Below are 17581 nucleotides of genomic sequence, written 5' to 3' on the forward strand. Positions count from 1 at the left end.
AATTCAAAAGTTGCCGCTATGAACGACTCGGCCGATATCCGGTTTCTGCTGACCATCCGCGAAAGTGGCAGCCTGATCGCCGCGGCGCGAAGACTGGGGCTGTCGCCCTCGGCGGTGACCCAGCGCCTGCAGCAGCTCGAAAAGAAACTGAACACGCAGTTGGTGAACCGCACGGCGCGCCGTTTGCAGTTCACGGAAGAAGGCATGCTCCTGTGCGAACGCGGCGCCGAACTGGTCCAGCAGTTCGATTCGCTGTTCGAAGACCTGCACACACGCCGGGGCGGTCTGATCGGCACGCTGAAAATCAATGCGCCGCTGGGATTCGGCCGCCGCCACCTGGCGCCCGCCATCGCCGACTTCCAGCAGCAGAACCCGGATATCGACGTGGCGCTCACACTGTCCGACCAGCCATTGACCGAAACGATGGACCGCTTCGACATCGTCGTGCATATCGGCGACTTGCCGGTATCGAATCTGGTCGGTTATGCGATTGCGCCGAATGCGCGCTTCGTGTGCGCCGCGCCTGCGCTGCTCAAACGTATTGGTCAGCCGGAGTCACCGGAAGCGTTGAGCAAGCTGCCGTGCATCGTGCTGCGCGAGAACAACGAGGACGTCTCGCTGTGGCAGTTCAGCAAGGGCCGCACGCGCCGCAGCGTGCGCGTTTCTCCGCATTTGAGTTGCAACGACGGCGACGTGATCCGCCAGTGGGCTTGCGAAGGCCGCGGCGTGATCCTGCGCTCCGAATGGGACGTGGCCGAGGACATCGCGAGGGGAAGACTCGTACGGTTGCTGCAAGGCTGGAAGGCACCGGACGCCGACGTGATCGCGCTCACGCATCAGCGAACGGGAATGCCCGCTCGCACGCGGCATTTCATGCAGTACCTGCAAGGTAGATTCAGGCCGCAGCCGCCGTGGAGAAGATAACGCGCGAAACGTGGCGAATCACGCCGCTAATGACAGATTCATTCAAACTGAATTTTAGAGTTACCTTGGCTGAACTCCACGCGAGCAATGAAACTTTATAATCGGCTCACCGTTCCTCGCCGGTTAAATCATGACCTCCGTATCGACTCCGACCGCCTACCCCAAGGCCGTCCTCTTCGACCTCCTGACCGCCCTGCTCGATTCGTGGACGTCATGGAATCACGCCGCGGGCTCCGAACAGCTAGGCCGTGCGTGGCGCGCCGCCTATTTGCGCCTGACCTACGGCTGCGGCCGCTACGTTGCGTACGAACAATTGGTGCGCGAGGCGGCGGCTGAAGTTGGATTGCCCGAATCCGCCGCGCTCGCGCTCGAAACCGACTGGCTGAAACTTGCCCCCTGGAGTGGCGCTCTCGACGCCTTGCAGGCGCTCAGCCCGCATTGCAAACTGGCGATCGTCACCAACTGCTCCATCCGCCTCGGCACGCAGGCTGCCGGGCTTTTCCCGATCCACTGGGACGCTATCGTCACCGCTGAAGAAGCCGGCATGTACAAGCCGGACCCATTGCCTTACCGGCTCGCGCTCGGCAAACTTGGCGTGGGTGCCCATGAGGCCGCGTTCGTGGCCGGTTCCAGCTACGACATGTTCGGCACAGCCGCGGTCGGGTTGAGGACATACTGGCACAACCGCGTAGGTCTGCCGCTGGTGGCGGGAGCACAGCCGCCCGACATCGAAGCGCCCACGCTCGACTCGCTGATCCCATGGCTCAGCCGGTTCGGCCAGACCGAAAGCCACTCCATTCCCCGGTGAAACCATGAAACTCGAGCACATCGACACCCCTGCCGCGCTGATCGACATCCCCCGGATGCAGAAGAACATCGCGAGAATGCAGGGACATATGAACACACTGGGGGTCGCATTCCGTCCGCACGTCAAGACCACCAAATGCGTCGACGTGGTCCGTGCACAGATCGCCGCCGGTGCGCGCGGCATCACGGTCTCGACCCTCAAAGAGGCGGAGGCCTTCTTCGCGGCCGGCGTCAGCGATATTCTCTACGCGGTCAGCATTGCGCCTTCAAAGCTGCCGCGAGCACTGGCGCTGCGCCGCCAGGGTTGCGATCTGAAACTGGTGGTCGACAATCCGACCGCCGCCTCGGCCATCGCCGCATTCGCGGACCAGCACGGCGAATCCTTCGACGTATGGATCGAGGTGGACACGGATGGTCACCGCTCGGGGATCACGCCGGAACAGGACACGCTGCTCGAAGTCGGTCGGATTCTGCATGAGAACGGCGTCAAGGTGGGCGGCGTGATGACCCACGCGGGTTCCAGCTACGAGCTTCATACGCCGGAGGCGCTCGCCGCGCTGGCGGAGCAGGAACGCGCCGGCTGCGTGCGCGCGGCCCAACGGCTGCGCGACGCAGGCATTCCGTGCCCAGCCGTCAGCGTCGGGTCGACGCCCACGGCGCTGGCCGCCGGGCAACTGGATGGCGTAACCGAAGTGCGAGCCGGGGTCTACGTTTTCTTCGATCTGGTGATGCACAACGTAGGCGTGTGCGCGCTTGAAGATATCGCGCTCAGCGTGCTCGCCACCGTAATCGGGCATCAGGAGGATAAAGGCTGGGCGATTCTCGACGCCGGCTGGATGGCGATGAGCCGGGATCGTGGCACCTCGAAGCAGTCGCACGATTTTGGCTACGGCCAGCCCTGTCTGCTGAACGGAACACCGCTTGGCGGTTATGTGGTGAGCGGCGCCAATCAGGAGCATGGGATTCTGTCGTCATCGGAAGAAGGCGCGCATGCCGACGACATCGCGCAGCGCTTTCCGATCGGGATGAAGCTGCGCATCCTGCCGAATCATGCATGCGCGACCGGCGCACAGTTCCCCGAGTATCACGCAGTGTCGGCGAATGGCGACAGCGTCGAGTGGCGGCGCTTTCAAGGGTGGTGAGGAGCGGGTCAAACCGCGGCACGGTGCCACCGTGCGCGACTATCTGCGCTGCGCTTACAAAAAGCTCGGCATGCACGACAAAAGCCAGATTCCATGGCTTCGCGGGTTGAGAGAGAACGCTGCCACAAACCCCTCGGCGCCCGACCAGGGCGATTGAGCCTCCGCTTCACTCATCCTCTTCTTCGAGGCCGGCAAGCAGATCGTCGACCGCGCGATACACGCGCTCGACGATTTCCGGCCCGACCTTGCGCTCCAGCTCGCGATAGTGCGCCTCGAGATCCTTCGAGATCACGCGCACCAGGTCCACGCTCGTATCGGTGAGCGACACCAGCACGCGGCGCTGGTCTTCCGCGAAACGCTCCTTGGTCACCAGTTCCATGCTCTCCATGCGCGCGAGCACACCCGCCATGCTCGGGCTCGAAATCGTGCAGATATCGGAGATGTGACGCGGCTCCATCGGCCCGTGCTCATTGAGCGCGCGAATCACGCGCCATTGCTGCTCGGTCAGTCCGTGTGCGGTAATCAACGGCCGGAAACGCTCCATCATTTTTTCTCTGGCGCGCAGCAACAACATCGGCAGGTTGCGGTGCAAAACTCGGGTAGAAGCGGATGCGGACATGGCGGATAAGTTAAAAGCAACTGTCGAAGCTTAAGGGAAAACCCGCGATCGGCCGACAGGCTATTGACCGTGGATGATATCAAGCGCAATACTACTAACATGTTAGTATTTTTGCCGAGAGACAGCTAATTTATGTTTGCACTTGCCGATCACCTGCTGCATCCGGAAGGCGACGCGCTGCCTCGCGACGTGGATGCGCACACCGTTGCCGCGCTGCTCGCACGCGGCATTGCCTGCCGTGCGCCGGTTTCCGGCGCAGTTTATGGAACCTTGCTGAACGACCGGGCCGCTTTGGAGGCATTGGGCGAGGCGGTGCATACCGCGCCCTACAAAGCCCCGCCCAAAGCGCCGATTCTCTATCTGAAGCCGCGCAATACGTTCGCCGGTCATCGCGCACGAGTCGTCGTGCCTGACGATGCATTGGGCGTGGAAGTTGGCGCTTCGCTGGGTATCGTGATCGGTCGCACTACAACACGCGTTAGCGCGGATCAAGCGTTCGACTACATCGCCGGTTACACACTGGTCGCCGATCTGAGCGTGCCGCATGCGAGCGTGTACCGGCCTTCAGTGCGGTTCCGGGCGCGTGACGGTTTTTGCGTGATCGGACCGGCGGTGGTTGCAGCGCGTCATATTGCTGCGCCGGACAATCTGGCGATCACGGTTTCGCTTCCAGGACGCGAGGTCTTCACTGCGAATACTGCGTCGTCGGTACGCAACGTGGCGCAATTGCTTGCGGACGTAACCGATTTCATGACACTGAGTGCCGGCGATGTCATTACGCTCGGCGTGCCTCATGGTTCGCCAGTTGCCCATATCGGCGACACGGCCACGCTATCGATTGGCGGATTGCCGCCGCTCGAGGTGTCGTTTGTCGGTGCAGCAGAACAAGATGGAGAACAGCAATGATGCGCGGACGTGTTGCGTATGCAGGAGCGATTCACGAAGCCTATCCGGACGCCAACGGCGTGCGCCTCGCCGACGGCCGCGTGCGTCGCGAGGATGAAGTGGTCTGGCTCGCGCCGATCGAGGTCGGCACGATCTTCGCGCTTGGCTTGAACTACGCGGAGCACGCGAAGGAATTGCAGTTCAACAAGCAGGAAGAGCCGCTGGTCTTTCTCAAGGGTCCGTGCGCGGTCATCGGTCACCGCGGCTTCACGCGCCGCCCCGGCGACGTCACCTTCATGCACTACGAGTGCGAGCTGGCGGTGGTCATCGGCCAAACCGCGCAGAACGTCAAGCGCGACGACGCCATGCAGCATGTGGCCGGCTACATGATCGCCAACGACTACGCGATCCGCGACTACCTGGAAAACTACTACCGCCCCAACCTGCGCGTGAAGAATCGCGACGGCGGCACGGTGCTCGGCCCCTGGTTCGTCGATGCCGCCGATGTTGAAGACGTCACGCAACTCGAATTGCGCACCTTCGTGAACGGCACGCGGCAGCAACACGGCAACACGCGCGATCTCGTCACCGGTATCCCAGCGTTGATCGAATACCTGAGCAGCTTCATGACCCTCGCACCCGGCGACGTGATTCTGACCGGCACGCCGGAAGGCATCGTCAACGTCAATGCGGGCGACCAAGTGGTCTGCGAAATCGACGGCCTTGGCCGTCTCGTCAATACGATTGCATCCGACGCGGACTTTGGCCGCGCCTGATTGACAGGCTTTGCATGGGATCGGAGTAAGAGCTTTGCATCGGACCAGAGTAACGCGCTAAAGCGCGAACTCTGGTCGACAGCTGAAGCACTAACTCCGATCGACACGAGAGAAAAAGGACAAGGCAATGCGAATCGAACATCTGATCAACGGCAAATCGAGCGCCGCGAAAGACTACTTCGAGACCGTCAATCCGACGACGCAAGAGGTGCTCGCGGAAGTGGCGCGTGGCGGAGCGGAAAAAGTCGACGCCGCCGTGCGCGCGGCCAAAGAGGCGTTTCCTTCATGGGCCGGGAAGCCCGCAGCGGAACGCGCAAAAATCATCCGCAAGCTCGGCGAGTTGATCGCGAAGAACGTGCCGGACATCTCCGAGACCGAGACGAAGGACACCGGTCAAACGATCTCGCAGACGCGCAAGCAGCTCGTGCCGCGCGCCGCCGACAACTTCAGCTATTTCGCGGAGATGTGCACACGCGTCGACGGCCACACGTATCCCACCGATACGCATCTGAACTACACGCTGTTCCATCCGGTCGGCGTCTGCGCACTGATTTCGCCGTGGAACGTGCCGTTCATGACGGCAACGTGGAAAGTCGCGCCCTGTCTCGCGTTCGGCAATACCGCCGTGTTGAAGATGAGCGAACTGTCGCCGCTCACCGCCTCGATGCTCGGCAATCTCGCGCTCGAAGCCGGTATTCCTGCCGGCGTGCTGAACGTCGTGCACGGCTTCGGCAAGGACACGGGCGAGCCGCTGGTGGCGCACCCGGATGTGCACGCGGTGTCGTTCACCGGATCGACGGCAACCGGCAACCGCATCGTGCAAACGGCCGGCCTGAAGAAGTTTTCGATGGAACTGGGCGGCAAGTCACCCTTCGTGATTTTCGACGACGCCGATTTCGAACGCGCGCTCGATGCCGCCGTGTTCATGATCTTCTCGAACAACGGCGAACGCTGCACGGCGGGTTCGCGCATTCTGGTGCAGCGCTCGATTTATGCTCGCTTTGCCGAGCGTTTCATCGAACGCGCAAAACGTTTGACGGTGGGCGATCCGCTGGCCGACAGCACGATCGTCGGCCCGATGATCAGCCAGGGGCATCTGGCCAAGGTGCGCAGCTACATCGAACTGGGTCCGAAGGAAGGCGCCACGCTCGCGTGCGGCGGACTCGATGCGCCCGACTTGCCCGAATCCATGCGCAAAGGCAACTTCGTGCAGCCGACGGTATTCGTCGACGTCGACAACCGCATGCGAATCGCGCAGGAAGAAATCTTCGGCCCGGTCGCCTGCCTGATTCCGTTCGACGACGAAGCCGACGCAATCAAACTCGCCAACGACATCTCCTACGGCCTGTCGAGCTACATCTGGACCGAGAGCACCGGCCGCGCGCTCCGCGTCGCCGCGGCTGTGGAAGCCGGCATGTGCTTCGTGAACAGCCAGAACGTGCGCGATCTGCGCCAGCCATTCGGCGGCACCAAGGCATCGGGCGTGGGCCGCGAAGGCGGTACGTGGAGCTATGAAGTGTTCCTCGAACCGAAAAACGTGTGCGTATCGCTCGGCTCCCATCACATTCCGCGCTGGGGTGTCTGAAACGCGGGTCATTTGTGCGCGAGGGCATCACGCTTCGCGCCACACAGAACAGGAGACCGCGATGGGCAAACTCGCGTTGGCAGCAAAAGTCACTCACGTCCCGTCGTTATATCTATCCGAACTCGACGGTCCGCATAAGGGCTGCCGTCAGCCGGCAATCGACGGCCACCATGAAATCGGCCGGCGCTGCCGCGAATTGGGTGTGGATACGATCGTCGTCTTCGACGTGCATTGGTTGGTGAACAGCGAATACCACATCAATTGCGCGCCGAAGTTCGAGGGCATCTATACGAGCAACGAACTGCCGCATTTCATCAAGAACATGCCGTACGCGTATCCCGGCAATGTCGGCCTCGGCGATCTGATCGCGGAAGTCGCCAACGAAATGGGCGTGAAGAGCCGCGCCCACAGCGAGACCACGCTCGAACTCGAGTACGGCACGCTGGTGCCGATGCGCTACATGAATAGCGACCAGCACTTCAAGACCGTTTCGGTAGCCGGCTGGTGCATGTGGCACGACCTCGAAACAAGCGCCCGCTTCGGTCTCGCGGTACGCAAGGCCATCGAGGAGCGTTACGACGGCACCGTGGCGATTCTGGCGAGCGGCTCGTTGAGCCATCACTTCGCCAACAACGGCACAGCCGAGCAGTTCATGCACAAGGTGTGGAGCCCGTTTCTCGAACAGATGGACCGCCGGGTGGTCGAGTTGTGGGAAGCCGGCGACTGGAAGACCTTCTGCGAGATGCTGCCGCTCTATAACGAGAAGTGCTGGGGCGAAGGCGGCATGCACGACACCGCCATGCTGCTCGGCGCACTGGGTTGGGATCATTACGACGGCAAGGTTGAAGTCGTCACCCCGTATTTCGGGAGTTCGGGCACTGGCCAGATCAATGCGATCTTCCCCGTGACGCCCCTGCCCGCTTGAGTCCTGAGAAAGGAGCTTACCGTGCCCCATTTGACACTCGAATACAGCGCCAACCTTGCTGATGAAGCAAGCATCGGACAGCTTTGCACCTCGCTCGCGGCTCGCCTCGATGCGCAGCGCGACAACGAGCAACGCGTTTTTCCGCTCGGCGGTATCCGCGTGCGCGCCTTGCGTTGCGACCAGTACTGCATCGCCGACGGCCGACCCGACGCCGCCTTCCTGCATGCGAACCTGAAGATCGCCGCGGGCCGCTCGGACGCCGTAAAAAGGGCGACCGGCGACGCACTGTTTGAAGCGATCAAACAGCACTTCGCTGCAGAGTTTGAAAAACACGGCCTGGCGTTGTCGCTGGAGATCAATGAATTCAGCGAAGCCGGCACGTGGAAACAGAACAATTTGCACGCGCGGCTTAAGGCCTGAGACCCGGGCTTGACGGCTCCGGCCAAATATCCGCACCCGCTAGCTGGGCCTGGCAGCCGCTCATAGAGAATCCATCATGCTAGACGAACAGACAATCCGCGAGCTTGCGGCGCAACTCGACAACGCCGAGAAAACGCGCACCCAACTGCGCCACTTCTCGGCGAAGTATCCCGACATGACCGTACAGGACGGTTACGCGATCCAACGCGAGTGGGTAAAGCTCAAACTGGCCGAAGGCCATGTAATCAAGGGGCGCAAAATCGGCCTGACGTCACGCGCGATGCAGCGTTCGTCACAGATTGACGAACCCGACTACGCGCCGTTGCTCGACAGCATGTTCATCGAAGGCGGCCAGGACATCCGCGCCGACCGCTTCATAGCGCCGCGCGTGGAAGTCGAACTGGCCTTCGTATTGAGCAAGCCCTTGAAGGGCCCTGGCGTCACGCTCTTCGATGTTCTGGACGCCACGGCCTACGTGACCCCGGCCGTGGAGATTATCGACGCCCGCATCGAACAATTCGACCGCGAGACGAAGGCGCCGCGCAAGGTCTACGACACAATCTCGGACTTCGCGGCGAATGCCGGCATCGTACTGGGCGGACGACCGGTACGTCCGCTGGACGTCGACCTCCGCTGGGTTGGCGCATTGCTTTACAAGAACGGCGCCGTGGAAGAAAGCGGCCTCGCCGCCGCGGTACTGAACCACCCCGCCACCGGTGTTGCATGGCTCGCGAACAAGATCGCCCCATACGACGAAGTCCTGAACGCGAACGACGTAATTCTGAGCGGCTCCTTCACGAGCCCGATCCCGGCACGAGCGGGCGACACCTTCCACGTCGACTATGGCCCGCTGGGCGGCATTGGTTTGAATTTCATTTGAGCTCATTTGAGTCAATCGACATGTCCTTACCGCAAAACACATTCAAGCGTGCGCTAGCAGAGGGCAAGCCGCAATTCGGCTTATGGGCGGCGCTTGCCGATGCGTACGTGACTGAGTTGCTGGCCACGGCCGGCTTCGATTGGTTGTTGATCGACAACGAGCACGCACCGAACGACGTCCGCAGCACGCTGGCGCAATTACAGGCGGTAGCTGCCTACGCATCGCATCCGGTGGTACGTCCCGTACGAAGCGACAGCGCATTGATCAAGCAATTGCTCGACATAGGCGCCCAAACCTTACTGCTCCCGATGATCGACACGCAGGACCAGGCCGCCGAAGCCGTCGCGGCGACGCGCTACCCGCCGCAGGGCATACGCGGCGTGGGGAGCGCGTTGGCGCGGGCATCGCGCTGGAACCGGATACCGGACTACTTGACCGCGGCGGCACAAGAGTTGTGTGTACTCGTCCAGGTAGAAACCGTGCAGGGGATGGAAAACCTACCGGCAATCGCAAACGTGCAAGGCGTTGACGGCGTATTTTTCGGCCCCGCCGACCTGAGCGCATCGATGGGCTTGCTGGGTAAGCCTGGCGACGCGAGCGTACGTGAGGCGATATGCAGTGGCATCAGGAAGGTGCGGGACGCCGGCAAGGCGGCGGGCGTGCTAGCGCCGGATGCGGGGATTGCCGCTGAGTACCTGGCAGCAGGCGCGACGTTTGTGGCGGTAGGCACAGACACGGGCCTACTAAGCAAGGCAGCAGCAGATCTGGCGGCCTCATATAAAAGGACGGCACCAACGGCAACACCGACGAAGGGCGGCTATTAACAAAGCCGCCGCGATGGGTTTCAGAAAACAAACCAGCAGCGACCGGTTTTCAGAAGTACTCTTCGGCGCGCGCAGCGCCGCCGGAAGAATGACACCCTTGTCACAGGCGCGTGCAGGTGCACGAACCCAGATTCCAGATGCACCACTACCCCTAGCGGACCACGGTGCCCGCTTAGCAGGAGTGGTTTGAGCTGCTTTCTTTTGCCTACTTTTCTTTGCAGCCGGCAAAGAAAAGTAGGTGCCGCCCCGCACAGGGGCAACACTAATAGACCACTACCAATTCAAGGAAAGGCACCAAAGCCAGATCAAGGAAAGGCCAAAGCCCTAAGAACACGGCCAAATGCCGCCGCCAAAGGCAAAAAAAAATCACTCACCCGCCGGCCAAGGCAACCCCACCACCGACCAATCCAACTCCACCCCAATAACAGACCGTTCAGCAGCAACCTGCACAGCCAAAGTAACCGCAACACAAGGCCGCCCACTAGCCAAAGAAAGATAAGGATTACTAGCCACAGCCACCCCAGGCAACAAAACCGCGTTACGAAAATAAGGCCGATGATCCCAACGAGCATCTCGCGGATTAGCCACAGGCTGCAGCGAAGCCCCATCACCACTCCACGCGGGCCCGCGCACCTCAAACCCGATCTGCCGCCCCGAATCATCAAGAATAAAACAACTGATACACCGATCCAACGTAGCCAGAAAAGCAAACGCCTCCCCCATCGCCCCACCAGCAATCAGAGCATCGGCAGCAAGCCTCAAAGCAACCCGATAAGGCTCAACCTCCGACTCAAACAACGCATGCTGATGCGCCCTCCCCTGGGCAATCACATCGAAAGCATCATCGATCCGCCGATGCACCGAGTCTGGCGGCGCAATCTCGGCCGCCGGCCGCCCGAGCAGAAAACCCTGCGCAAAATCCACATTCGACTCCACAGCAAGAATCAATTCCTCAGTGGTTTCCACGCCTTCAACAACAACCAGCATCCCCGCCAGATGTAACAAAGAAACGAGCTTCGGCAAGATCGGCTGCTCGGTGCCATGACCGGTCGCACGAATCAGCTCGCCATCGAGCTTCACGAGATCCGGGCGAATCCGCAGCAACCGGTCGAGGTTCGACTGACCCGCACCGAAATCATCGACGGCGATCAGAAAGCCATGCTCGCGATACAAAGCCGCCACCCGCGACATGTCGTCGACGCTGCCGCCATGCGATTCGAGAATCTCGAGAATCACCCGCTCGGGTTCGAGCCCGACCGCCCGCACGATCATGGCGAGCTGATCCGCATAGCCCTCGGCGATAAACGTGGCGGGCAGAATGTTCAGGAACAGCCACGCATCGTCGGGCAGCGACTTGCGCGCGTTGGCCAGATGCACGGCATGGCTCGCGCGATCGAGCGCGCCTTCGTCGCTGGACGGCCTCGGCGCGAACAGCACCACGGGCGGCACCAGCGTGCCGTCGTCCTGCTCGCCTCGCAGCAAGGCCTCGAATCCCACCTGCTTCTGATGCGACAAACTGTAGAGCGGCTGGAAGTGCGAGGTCAGGAAATACTCCTCCCAGCGATGCCGCGACACCAGCGCCCCGTCCTTCGCGAACACATCGCCAGCGAGCATGTGCAGCGGCTCGATCGGCAACGCGCGTTCGGCGCACACGCGGTTTCTGCCCGACTGCTTGGCGCGCAGCAAGGCTTCGTCGGCGCGATCGAGCAACACCATGATGTTTTCGCCGCTCCGGTGTTCAGCCACGCCGAAGCTCGCGGTCAGATAGCCGTCAGGGCGATCGATCGCGGCAATCGCAGCGCGCAGGCGCTCGGCCAGGGCCAGCGCGCCGGCCAGGCCGTCACGCAGCAGCACGGCGAACTCCTCGCCGCCGATCCGGCTCACGCTGTCGTCCGCGGAGGTCTCTTCCATCAACACCTGGGCGACCTTGTACAACGCATGGTCGCCGAGTGCGTGGCCAAAGCGGTCGTTCAGCGATTTGAAGCTGTCGATGTCGAGAAAAATCGCGCTGACCGGCGCCCCGGGCGCCATCGTTTCGAGGCGGCGCTCGCCCTGCTTCACGAACGCGCGGCGGTTTTGCAGCCCGGTCAGCGGATCGGTCGCGGCGAGCTGCGCCAGTTGGCTCTCGAGCAGAAAGTGGTTACGCCGGAACCGGTAGAAGCCGAAGTGAAACACAACGGAAGTCGGCACGCCGATCGCCACGATCCACATCCACACGACGATGTCGACGTCATGCGTGCGCGGCCCGCCGAACAGCAAGGCAAACGCCGCACCATAGAAGAGCGCGCTGCCGATGAAGAAATGCAGCGGCGTGAGCCACAGCGGCGCGGCGCAGACCGGGATCACCACCATGGCCGGCAGGACCCACAACAACGGTTGCTCGACGCCGGAGACGTTCAGCGCGAGACCAGCCACCAGCACGAGCGAGTAAGCGACACCGATTGCACCGAAGGTCCAGGTCGAGCCGGTGCGTGGAATCACCATCACCAGCAGGGCGAGCACCAACGCGCAGGTGAGCCGGTAGGCGAGCGGCGTTGCAGGGCCGTTGACCATGTTGCGCGCCCCCACTAAACACAGGAACGCGACAACCGTAAACGCCATCGTCACCGTCGAAAGGGGACGTTGATGTTCCAGCGATCGTCGATGAAAGCGATCGCGCAAACCGGAATCGGACAGTTGCTTCGTTGAGGTGGAAAGCATATTGATAGATATCAGGCTGGCTCCGGTTACTCCACCGATGTATAACGGCAACCGTCTGACAAATATTTATGCCCTGCCCGCAAATAGAAGTGCACCCCGCTCCGGCAGGGCTACGCCGCCATCGCGCGACCGCGTCCGGAGGCTCTGGTGGCGGCCAATGCCTGGCTCTTTCCGCCAAACCCGACTCAGACCGTTGCATTTACCACGAAACCAGAAAGCTAAAACCTTGGCGCAATCTACCGTTAATAAAATTATCGAAAACACCTTCCCGGCGGACATCCATATGTGGACAAGCGAGCAAGGCATTTCAGCCAGCAAAAATTACGTAGGTGACGAGCATCTGCAGCAATCGTTTGCGCGTATAAAGCAGACGAATGTAAAGTGGCTAAAAATTAATGTCTTAAGTAGACTCCTGCGAAGTGTGGCGGATAGAGCAGACTAACTCGGTAAAAGTAACCTAAGACGCGTGCAACGCGCGCCTTCCCGTAACACTTTCAGTTATTCGGCCGTCGGCACCCGTTTTGTACACGGACTGAGGCAGCGGCTATTTCCCGGAAAACATGGTCCCAATTCTCGATTACCTGCTGGAACGCCAGATCTCGCCACAATGGCGCGGCATGCTGACTGCACTCGCGACAGAGTTCGAAGCGCAGATCGATCGCGACGAACTGCGCCAACTGATGTACCGCGTCGGTTGCCGGTTTGCGGCGGCGCATCAATTGCCCGCGTGCGGGTCGACGGCTGAACTCGCTCAGGCGTTGAATCTGTACTGGCAGGACATGGATTGGGGCTACGTCGAACTGTCCGACGAAGCAGACGCGCTACGCATCGTTCATTACTGCGCGCCACTGCAGGCATTCGGCAACGCGGCGCTCGCGTGGACCCCGGCGTTTCTCGAAGGCGTCTATCAGACCTGGTTGAGCGCGTTGGGCGCGCAAGGCCTGTCGGTGGCGCAAACGAGCGCGTACGGCACGGACACCTCGATCGAGTTTCGGCTGGGGCGGCATCCTGGTTGAGCGGACCGGATAGCGGACCAAGTAAGCGGACCCGCTAAGCGGACCGATCGGGGCAACGCAATTCATTAAAAAGTCGGCGGCACTATGAGTTCATCCAGCGACATCGAAAAACTATTCGACCATTTTGGCGGCGACGCCAGCGCGTACCAGGAAATCGGCCGCGAAAACGAAGCGCGTTCGGCGCGCACGCGTTGGCCGCTGCTGGTGACGCTGGATCTGACACAGCCGGCGATTCCCGCGATCGGGCAACGCCGTGAGCTTGCTGGCGAGGCATCGGCGCTCGAAGCGGCGCCGGAAGTCGATCGTCAGGACACGACGCCGAAAGACGCCGCCTCGGTGACGCGCGCGAAGGCGCCGCTGTTCGCCCGCTCGCATCGCCGGGACATTCCACCGGTCGTCGTCGCCGCTCACGTTGGCGCGCCGCGCGGCGCTTCGCGATTCGGCGCGTTCGAAACGAAGGGTGACGCTGCGGCGCCAGCCGCACAAACCACGCCGGCCGCGGCGCGGGTCGATGTGGCCACGCAGGCTGCAGTTGCCGTCGCCCCGGCACAGGGGAAACCGGTTGCCACTGCACCTGTTCCCCCTGTCATGCCGGCTGTAAGTATTCCGCCGGTGACCCAGTTCCGTAGGCCGGCCACGCCGGTATCGCAACCCACCGCGAGCATGTCGTCAGCCGCCGTAATGGCACGCGCCGAGATCCCTGCCCTTACACCGCGCGCCACTGCACCGGCACCGGTCTCCGCATCCACGCCGACGTGGGCGCAAGCACCGGCTCCGGTCCCCGCATGGGCCCAAGCACCCGCCCAGGCGCACACCCCAACATGGGCACAGGCGCCGGCCCCCACCTACACGACTGCGCCCGCAGCGCCGAAGCCGCCCGGGTCGATCCTCGGCAAACTGTTCGCCCCGGCATTCGAACCGACGCCGCCGCAACCCACCGCGCCCACTGGCGAAACCGCACCGCTGCAATCGGTTTTCGACCGTCTGCGCGGCACACCCGCTCAAACGGCTCCCGCGCCGGCACGCGCTGCTAGCGCCGCCGCGCCCGCCGCCTCCAACTCGTGGCTGATCAACGGCCCTCGTCGCTCATGAAAGTCATTGCGGTCGTGTCCGCCAAAGGCGGGGTCGGTAAAACCACCCTCGCCGCCAATCTCGCTTCCGTGCTGGCCGCCAGCGGCCGCCGCGTGATCGCCCTCGATCTCGATCCGCAAAATGCGCTGCGGCTGCATTTCGGCGTGCCGCTCGACAGCATCGACGGTTTGTCGCGCGCGACGTTGACGGGCGATCCGTGGCAATCGGTCATGTTCGACGGCGTAGACGGTGTGACCGTGCTGCCCTATGGCGCCGTGCTCGAAGAAGATCGCCGCCGCTTCGAAGCGTATATCGACCAGGAGCCGAGGTGGCTCGCGCAGTCGCTGCAAACGCTCCGGCTCGACGCGTCCGACATCGTCATCATCGATACGCCGCCAGGTTCGTCCGTGTATGTACGCGCTGCGTTGTGCGCGGCCACCTTCACGCTGAACGTGGTGCTCGCCGACGCGGCTTCCTACGCGGCCATTCCGTTAATGGAACGGCTGATTGAAGCGTATGCCGCGCCGCGCCCCGAGTTCGGGGGCGAAGGTTACGTGGTCAACCAGATCGATCAGTCGCGCCAATTGACCAAAGACGTCCTCAAGGTCTTGCGCCAGATGCTCGGCGACAAGCTCTTCCCGGGCGTGGTCCATCTTGATGAAGGGGTGAGCGAAGCGCTCGCCTGCGACACCACGCTGACTCACTACGATCCACTCAGCCAGGCGGCCGCCGATTTTCGCTCGTGCGGCAACTGGTTGATGGCGGCGGTCGATGCGGCCGCCGTCTCGCCGAGGAACGTCGCATGAGTACGTCCCAGTCGCAGGACATCGAGGCCGGCGAACCGTCGCGGCTCGAACGCATCGTCGACGCGCGCTTCTGGAACAGCCGGATCGTGACGGGTCTGGTCACGCTATTCGCGCTGATGATGCTGTACTTCGTCTTCACGGTGCCGCTCGCGTTCTACGAGCAACTGACGTTCGCGACCTGCTGCTTCGTCACCGCGCTGCTGTTCCGACGCCTGCACGGCCGTTACGCGACGATGGTGATGATCATGCTCTCGGTGGTCACGTCGGGCCGCTATATGTACTGGCGGCTCACTTCGACAACTTACTGGGAACATCCGCTCGACGCCGCGTGGGGTCTGCTGCTGGTGTCGGCCGAAGTCTATTCGACCATCGTGCTGTTGCTCGGCTACTTCCAGACCGCCTGGCCGCTCAAGCGCACGCCGATGCCGCTGCCCGCCTCGCGCGACCTGTGGCCGACCGTCGACGTCTTCATCCCGACCTACAACGAGCCGCTCTCGGTGGTGAAGCCGACCATCTACGCCGCGCTCGCGCTCGACTATCCGGCCGACAAGATCGCGATCCACGTGCTCGACGACGGCCGCCGTCCCGAGTTCAAGGCGTTCTGCGAGGAAGTCGGCGTCAACTGGACGATCCGCACGCACAACCGCCACGCGAAGGCCGGCAATATCAATGAAGCCCTGAAGATCACCCAGGGCGAGTACCTCGCGATCTTCGACTGCGATCACATCCCGACCCGCTCGTTCCTGCAGATCGGCCTCGGCTGGTTCCTGCGCGACAAGCTGCTGTCGATGCTGCAAACGCCGCACCACTTCTTCTCCGCCGATCCATTCGAACGCAATCTCGGCACCTTCCGCAAGGTTCCGAACGAAGGCGAACTGTTTTACGGCCTCGTGCAGGACGGCAACGATCTGTGGAACGCGACCTTTTTCTGCGGCTCGTGCGCGTTGCTGCGCCGGACAATGGTCGAAGAGATCGGCGGCATCGCGGTAGAAACGGTCACCGAAGACGCGCACACCGCGTTGAAGCTGCACCGCCTCGGCTACACCACCGCCTATCTGGCGATCCCGCAGGCGGCAGGTCTCGCCACCGAAAGTCTCTCCGGCCACATCGGCCAGCGGATTCGCTGGGCGCGCGGCATGACGCAGATTTTCCGGATCGACAATCCGCTCACCGGCAAGGGCCTGAAAATCGGCCAGCGGCTCTGTTATCTGAACGCGATGATGCACTTCTTCTACGGCATCCCGCGTCTGGTGTTTCTCACGGCGCCGCTGTCGTATCTGTTCTTCGGCGCGCACGTGATCGAAGCCGCCGCCAGCACGATCGCGATCTACGCACTGCCGCACATGATGCATGCGAGCATCACCAACTCGCGGATGCAGCGCTCGTTCCGCCATTCGTTCTGGGCCGAAGTTTACGAATCGGTGCTGGCGTCGTACATTACCGCCCCGACGTTGCTCGCGCTGATCAACCCGAAGCTCGGCAAGTTCAACGTGACGGCCAAGGGCGGTCAGATCGAAAAGAACTACTTCGACTGGGCGATCTCGCGGCCGTACCTGTTCCTGCTGTTGCTGAACCTGATCGGCTTCGTGGTCGGCATCGTGCACATCTATCTGAACTGGCACATTCGCAGCGTGGTGCAGACGACCATCCTGAATCTCGGCTGGACCACCTACAACATGCTGATTCTCGGCGCGAGCGTGGCCGCGGCCAGCGAGCGCCGGCAGATTCGCGCGGTGCACCGCGTGGCGATGACGATGCCGGTGATGCTGAAGTTCTCGACCGGCCGCACGCTCGCCTGCGAGACCATCGACTACTCGGAAGGCGGCGTTGGCGTGGCGCTGCCCGCGAAGATCGAAGTGCCGATGCATGAACGCGTGACCGTGTCGCTGTTTCGCGGCGACGAGGAATACGCCTTCCCGGCCACCGTCGGTTTCACCGAGCCGGGCCGCGTGGGTCTGCGCTTCTCTGCGATGACGCGCGAACAGGAATACGAGTTCGTCAAGACCACGTTCGCGCGCGCCGACGCGTGGACCGGCTGGGCCGAAGGGCGTCAGCAGGACACGCCGTTGCGCGGTCTGTCGCATGTGCTGGCGGTCGGCGCACGCGGCATCGTGGGGCTCTTCGAGCATCTTTATGCCGACCTTCGAAGCTCGATGAAAAGCCGTCCGGTGGACGTCAAGAAGCTAAAAACCAAAGACTGA

Annotated in this window: 16 protein-coding genes; 14 read left to right on the forward strand and 2 right to left on the reverse strand. The window is 62.2% G+C overall.

The genetic code is table 11. The features are described 5' to 3' along the window. Positions 1-18 precede the first annotated feature (18 nt). From M0D64_RS03115 to M0D64_RS03125, 3 genes are all read left to right on the forward strand, one after another. On the forward strand, positions 19-924 hold the full coding sequence (locus tag M0D64_RS03115; protein ID WP_266256572.1) for a LysR family transcriptional regulator: 906 nt from the start codon (positions 19-21) through the stop codon (positions 922-924). A gap of 130 nt (positions 925-1054) precedes the next feature. Further along, positions 1055-1732 (forward strand): HAD family hydrolase, encoded by a 678-nt coding sequence (locus M0D64_RS03120; RefSeq protein WP_266256573.1) that lies wholly within the window; start codon positions 1055-1057, stop codon positions 1730-1732. A 4-nt stretch (positions 1733-1736) separates the two neighbouring features. After that, positions 1737-2873, forward strand: coding sequence for a DSD1 family PLP-dependent enzyme (locus M0D64_RS03125; protein ID WP_266256574.1), 1137 nt, complete (start codon positions 1737-1739; stop codon positions 2871-2873). Positions 2874-3039: 166 nt separating this feature from the next. On the opposite strand, the gene hpaR is transcribed toward M0D64_RS03125, so the two are convergent. Then, entirely contained in the window at positions 3040-3447 is a 408-nt protein-coding gene (gene hpaR, locus M0D64_RS03130) for a homoprotocatechuate degradation operon regulator HpaR (RefSeq protein WP_169488206.1), read from the reverse strand. Between the two features lie 177 nt (positions 3448-3624). Here hpaR and M0D64_RS03135 point away from each other — a divergent pair, with 177 nt between their 5' ends. From M0D64_RS03135 to hpaI, 7 genes are all read left to right on the forward strand, one after another. Beyond that, the gene (locus M0D64_RS03135; RefSeq protein WP_266256575.1) at positions 3625-4398 is read left to right on the forward strand and encodes a fumarylacetoacetate hydrolase family protein; all 774 of its coding nucleotides are present in this window, start codon (positions 3625-3627) and stop codon (positions 4396-4398) included. Next, positions 4395-5153, forward strand: coding sequence for a fumarylacetoacetate hydrolase family protein (locus M0D64_RS03140; RefSeq protein WP_266256576.1), 759 nt, complete (start codon positions 4395-4397; stop codon positions 5151-5153). The genes M0D64_RS03135 and M0D64_RS03140 overlap by 4 nt, the downstream gene beginning before the upstream one ends. Before the next feature lie 127 nt (positions 5154-5280). Then, positions 5281-6738, forward strand: coding sequence for a 5-carboxymethyl-2-hydroxymuconate semialdehyde dehydrogenase (gene hpaE / locus M0D64_RS03145; protein ID WP_266256577.1), 1458 nt, complete (start codon positions 5281-5283; stop codon positions 6736-6738). A gap of 61 nt (positions 6739-6799) precedes the next feature. Further along, on the forward strand, positions 6800-7663 hold the full coding sequence (gene hpaD, locus M0D64_RS03150; protein WP_266256578.1) for a 3,4-dihydroxyphenylacetate 2,3-dioxygenase: 864 nt from the start codon (positions 6800-6802) through the stop codon (positions 7661-7663). A gap of 21 nt (positions 7664-7684) precedes the next feature. Next, entirely contained in the window at positions 7685-8083 is a 399-nt protein-coding gene (locus M0D64_RS03155; protein WP_266256579.1) for a 5-carboxymethyl-2-hydroxymuconate Delta-isomerase, read from the forward strand. Positions 8084-8159: 76 nt separating this feature from the next. Then, on the forward strand, positions 8160-8963 hold the full coding sequence (hpaH, locus tag M0D64_RS03160; protein WP_266256580.1) for a 2-oxo-hept-4-ene-1,7-dioate hydratase: 804 nt from the start codon (positions 8160-8162) through the stop codon (positions 8961-8963). Positions 8964-8983: 20 nt separating this feature from the next. After that, the gene (gene hpaI, locus M0D64_RS03165; protein WP_266256581.1) at positions 8984-9787 is read left to right on the forward strand and encodes a 4-hydroxy-2-oxoheptanedioate aldolase; all 804 of its coding nucleotides are present in this window, start codon (positions 8984-8986) and stop codon (positions 9785-9787) included. A 366-nt stretch (positions 9788-10153) separates the two neighbouring features. On the opposite strand, the gene M0D64_RS03170 is transcribed toward hpaI, so the two are convergent. Continuing rightward, positions 10154-12487 carry a bifunctional diguanylate cyclase/phosphodiesterase gene (locus M0D64_RS03170; protein ID WP_266256582.1) on the reverse strand — a complete coding sequence of 778 codons (2334 nt, stop codon included), beginning with the start codon at positions 12485-12487 and terminating at the stop codon, positions 10154-10156. Positions 12488-13047: 560 nt separating this feature from the next. Between M0D64_RS03170 and bcsD the strand changes: the two genes are divergently transcribed. From bcsD to bcsA, 4 genes are all read left to right on the forward strand, one after another. Next, complete coding sequence (bcsD, locus tag M0D64_RS03175) at positions 13048-13503, forward strand: cellulose biosynthesis protein BcsD (protein WP_266256583.1); 456 nt, start codon at positions 13048-13050, stop codon at positions 13501-13503. An 84-nt stretch (positions 13504-13587) separates the two neighbouring features. Beyond that, positions 13588-14595 (forward strand): cellulose biosynthesis protein BcsP, encoded by a 1008-nt coding sequence (gene bcsP / locus M0D64_RS03180; protein ID WP_266256584.1) that lies wholly within the window; start codon positions 13588-13590, stop codon positions 14593-14595. Next, complete coding sequence (bcsQ, locus tag M0D64_RS03185) at positions 14592-15380, forward strand: cellulose biosynthesis protein BcsQ (protein WP_266256585.1); 789 nt, start codon at positions 14592-14594, stop codon at positions 15378-15380. The genes bcsP and bcsQ overlap by 4 nt, the downstream gene beginning before the upstream one ends. Further along, positions 15377-17581: a UDP-forming cellulose synthase catalytic subunit gene (bcsA, locus tag M0D64_RS03190; RefSeq protein ID WP_266256586.1), complete on the forward strand. Its 2205-nt coding sequence runs from the start codon at positions 15377-15379 to the stop codon at positions 17579-17581. Before bcsQ ends, bcsA begins: the two co-directional genes overlap by 4 nt.

Origin of the sequence: Paraburkholderia sp. WS6 (assembly GCF_030464835.1) — a bacterium.
GTDB classification, from domain to species: Bacteria; Pseudomonadota; Gammaproteobacteria; order Burkholderiales; family Burkholderiaceae; genus Paraburkholderia; species Paraburkholderia madseniana.

Coding starts and splice junctions, on each gene's coding strand:
- M0D64_RS03115 (WP_266256572.1), top strand. CDS start 19: ATGAACGACTCGGCCGATATCCGGTTTCTGCTGACCATCCGCGAAAGT.
- M0D64_RS03120 (WP_266256573.1), top strand. CDS start 1,055: ATGACCTCCGTATCGACTCCGACCGCCTACCCCAAGGCCGTCCTCTTC.
- M0D64_RS03125 (WP_266256574.1), top strand. CDS start 1,737: ATGAAACTCGAGCACATCGACACCCCTGCCGCGCTGATCGACATCCCC.
- hpaR (WP_169488206.1), bottom strand. CDS start 3,447: ATGTTGTTGCTGCGCGCCAGAGAAAAAATGATGGAGCGTTTCCGGCCG.
- M0D64_RS03135 (WP_266256575.1), top strand. CDS start 3,625: ATGTTTGCACTTGCCGATCACCTGCTGCATCCGGAAGGCGACGCGCTG.
- M0D64_RS03140 (WP_266256576.1), top strand. CDS start 4,395: ATGATGCGCGGACGTGTTGCGTATGCAGGAGCGATTCACGAAGCCTAT.
- hpaE (WP_266256577.1), top strand. CDS start 5,281: ATGCGAATCGAACATCTGATCAACGGCAAATCGAGCGCCGCGAAAGAC.
- hpaD (WP_266256578.1), top strand. CDS start 6,800: ATGGGCAAACTCGCGTTGGCAGCAAAAGTCACTCACGTCCCGTCGTTA.
- hpaH (WP_266256580.1), top strand. CDS start 8,160: ATGCTAGACGAACAGACAATCCGCGAGCTTGCGGCGCAACTCGACAAC.
- hpaI (WP_266256581.1), top strand. CDS start 8,984: ATGTCCTTACCGCAAAACACATTCAAGCGTGCGCTAGCAGAGGGCAAG.
- M0D64_RS03170 (WP_266256582.1), bottom strand. CDS start 12,487: ATGCTTTCCACCTCAACGAAGCAACTGTCCGATTCCGGTTTGCGCGAT.
- bcsD (WP_266256583.1), top strand. CDS start 13,048: ATGGTCCCAATTCTCGATTACCTGCTGGAACGCCAGATCTCGCCACAA.
- bcsP (WP_266256584.1), top strand. CDS start 13,588: ATGAGTTCATCCAGCGACATCGAAAAACTATTCGACCATTTTGGCGGC.
- bcsQ (WP_266256585.1), top strand. CDS start 14,592: ATGAAAGTCATTGCGGTCGTGTCCGCCAAAGGCGGGGTCGGTAAAACC.
- bcsA (WP_266256586.1), top strand. CDS start 15,377: ATGAGTACGTCCCAGTCGCAGGACATCGAGGCCGGCGAACCGTCGCGG.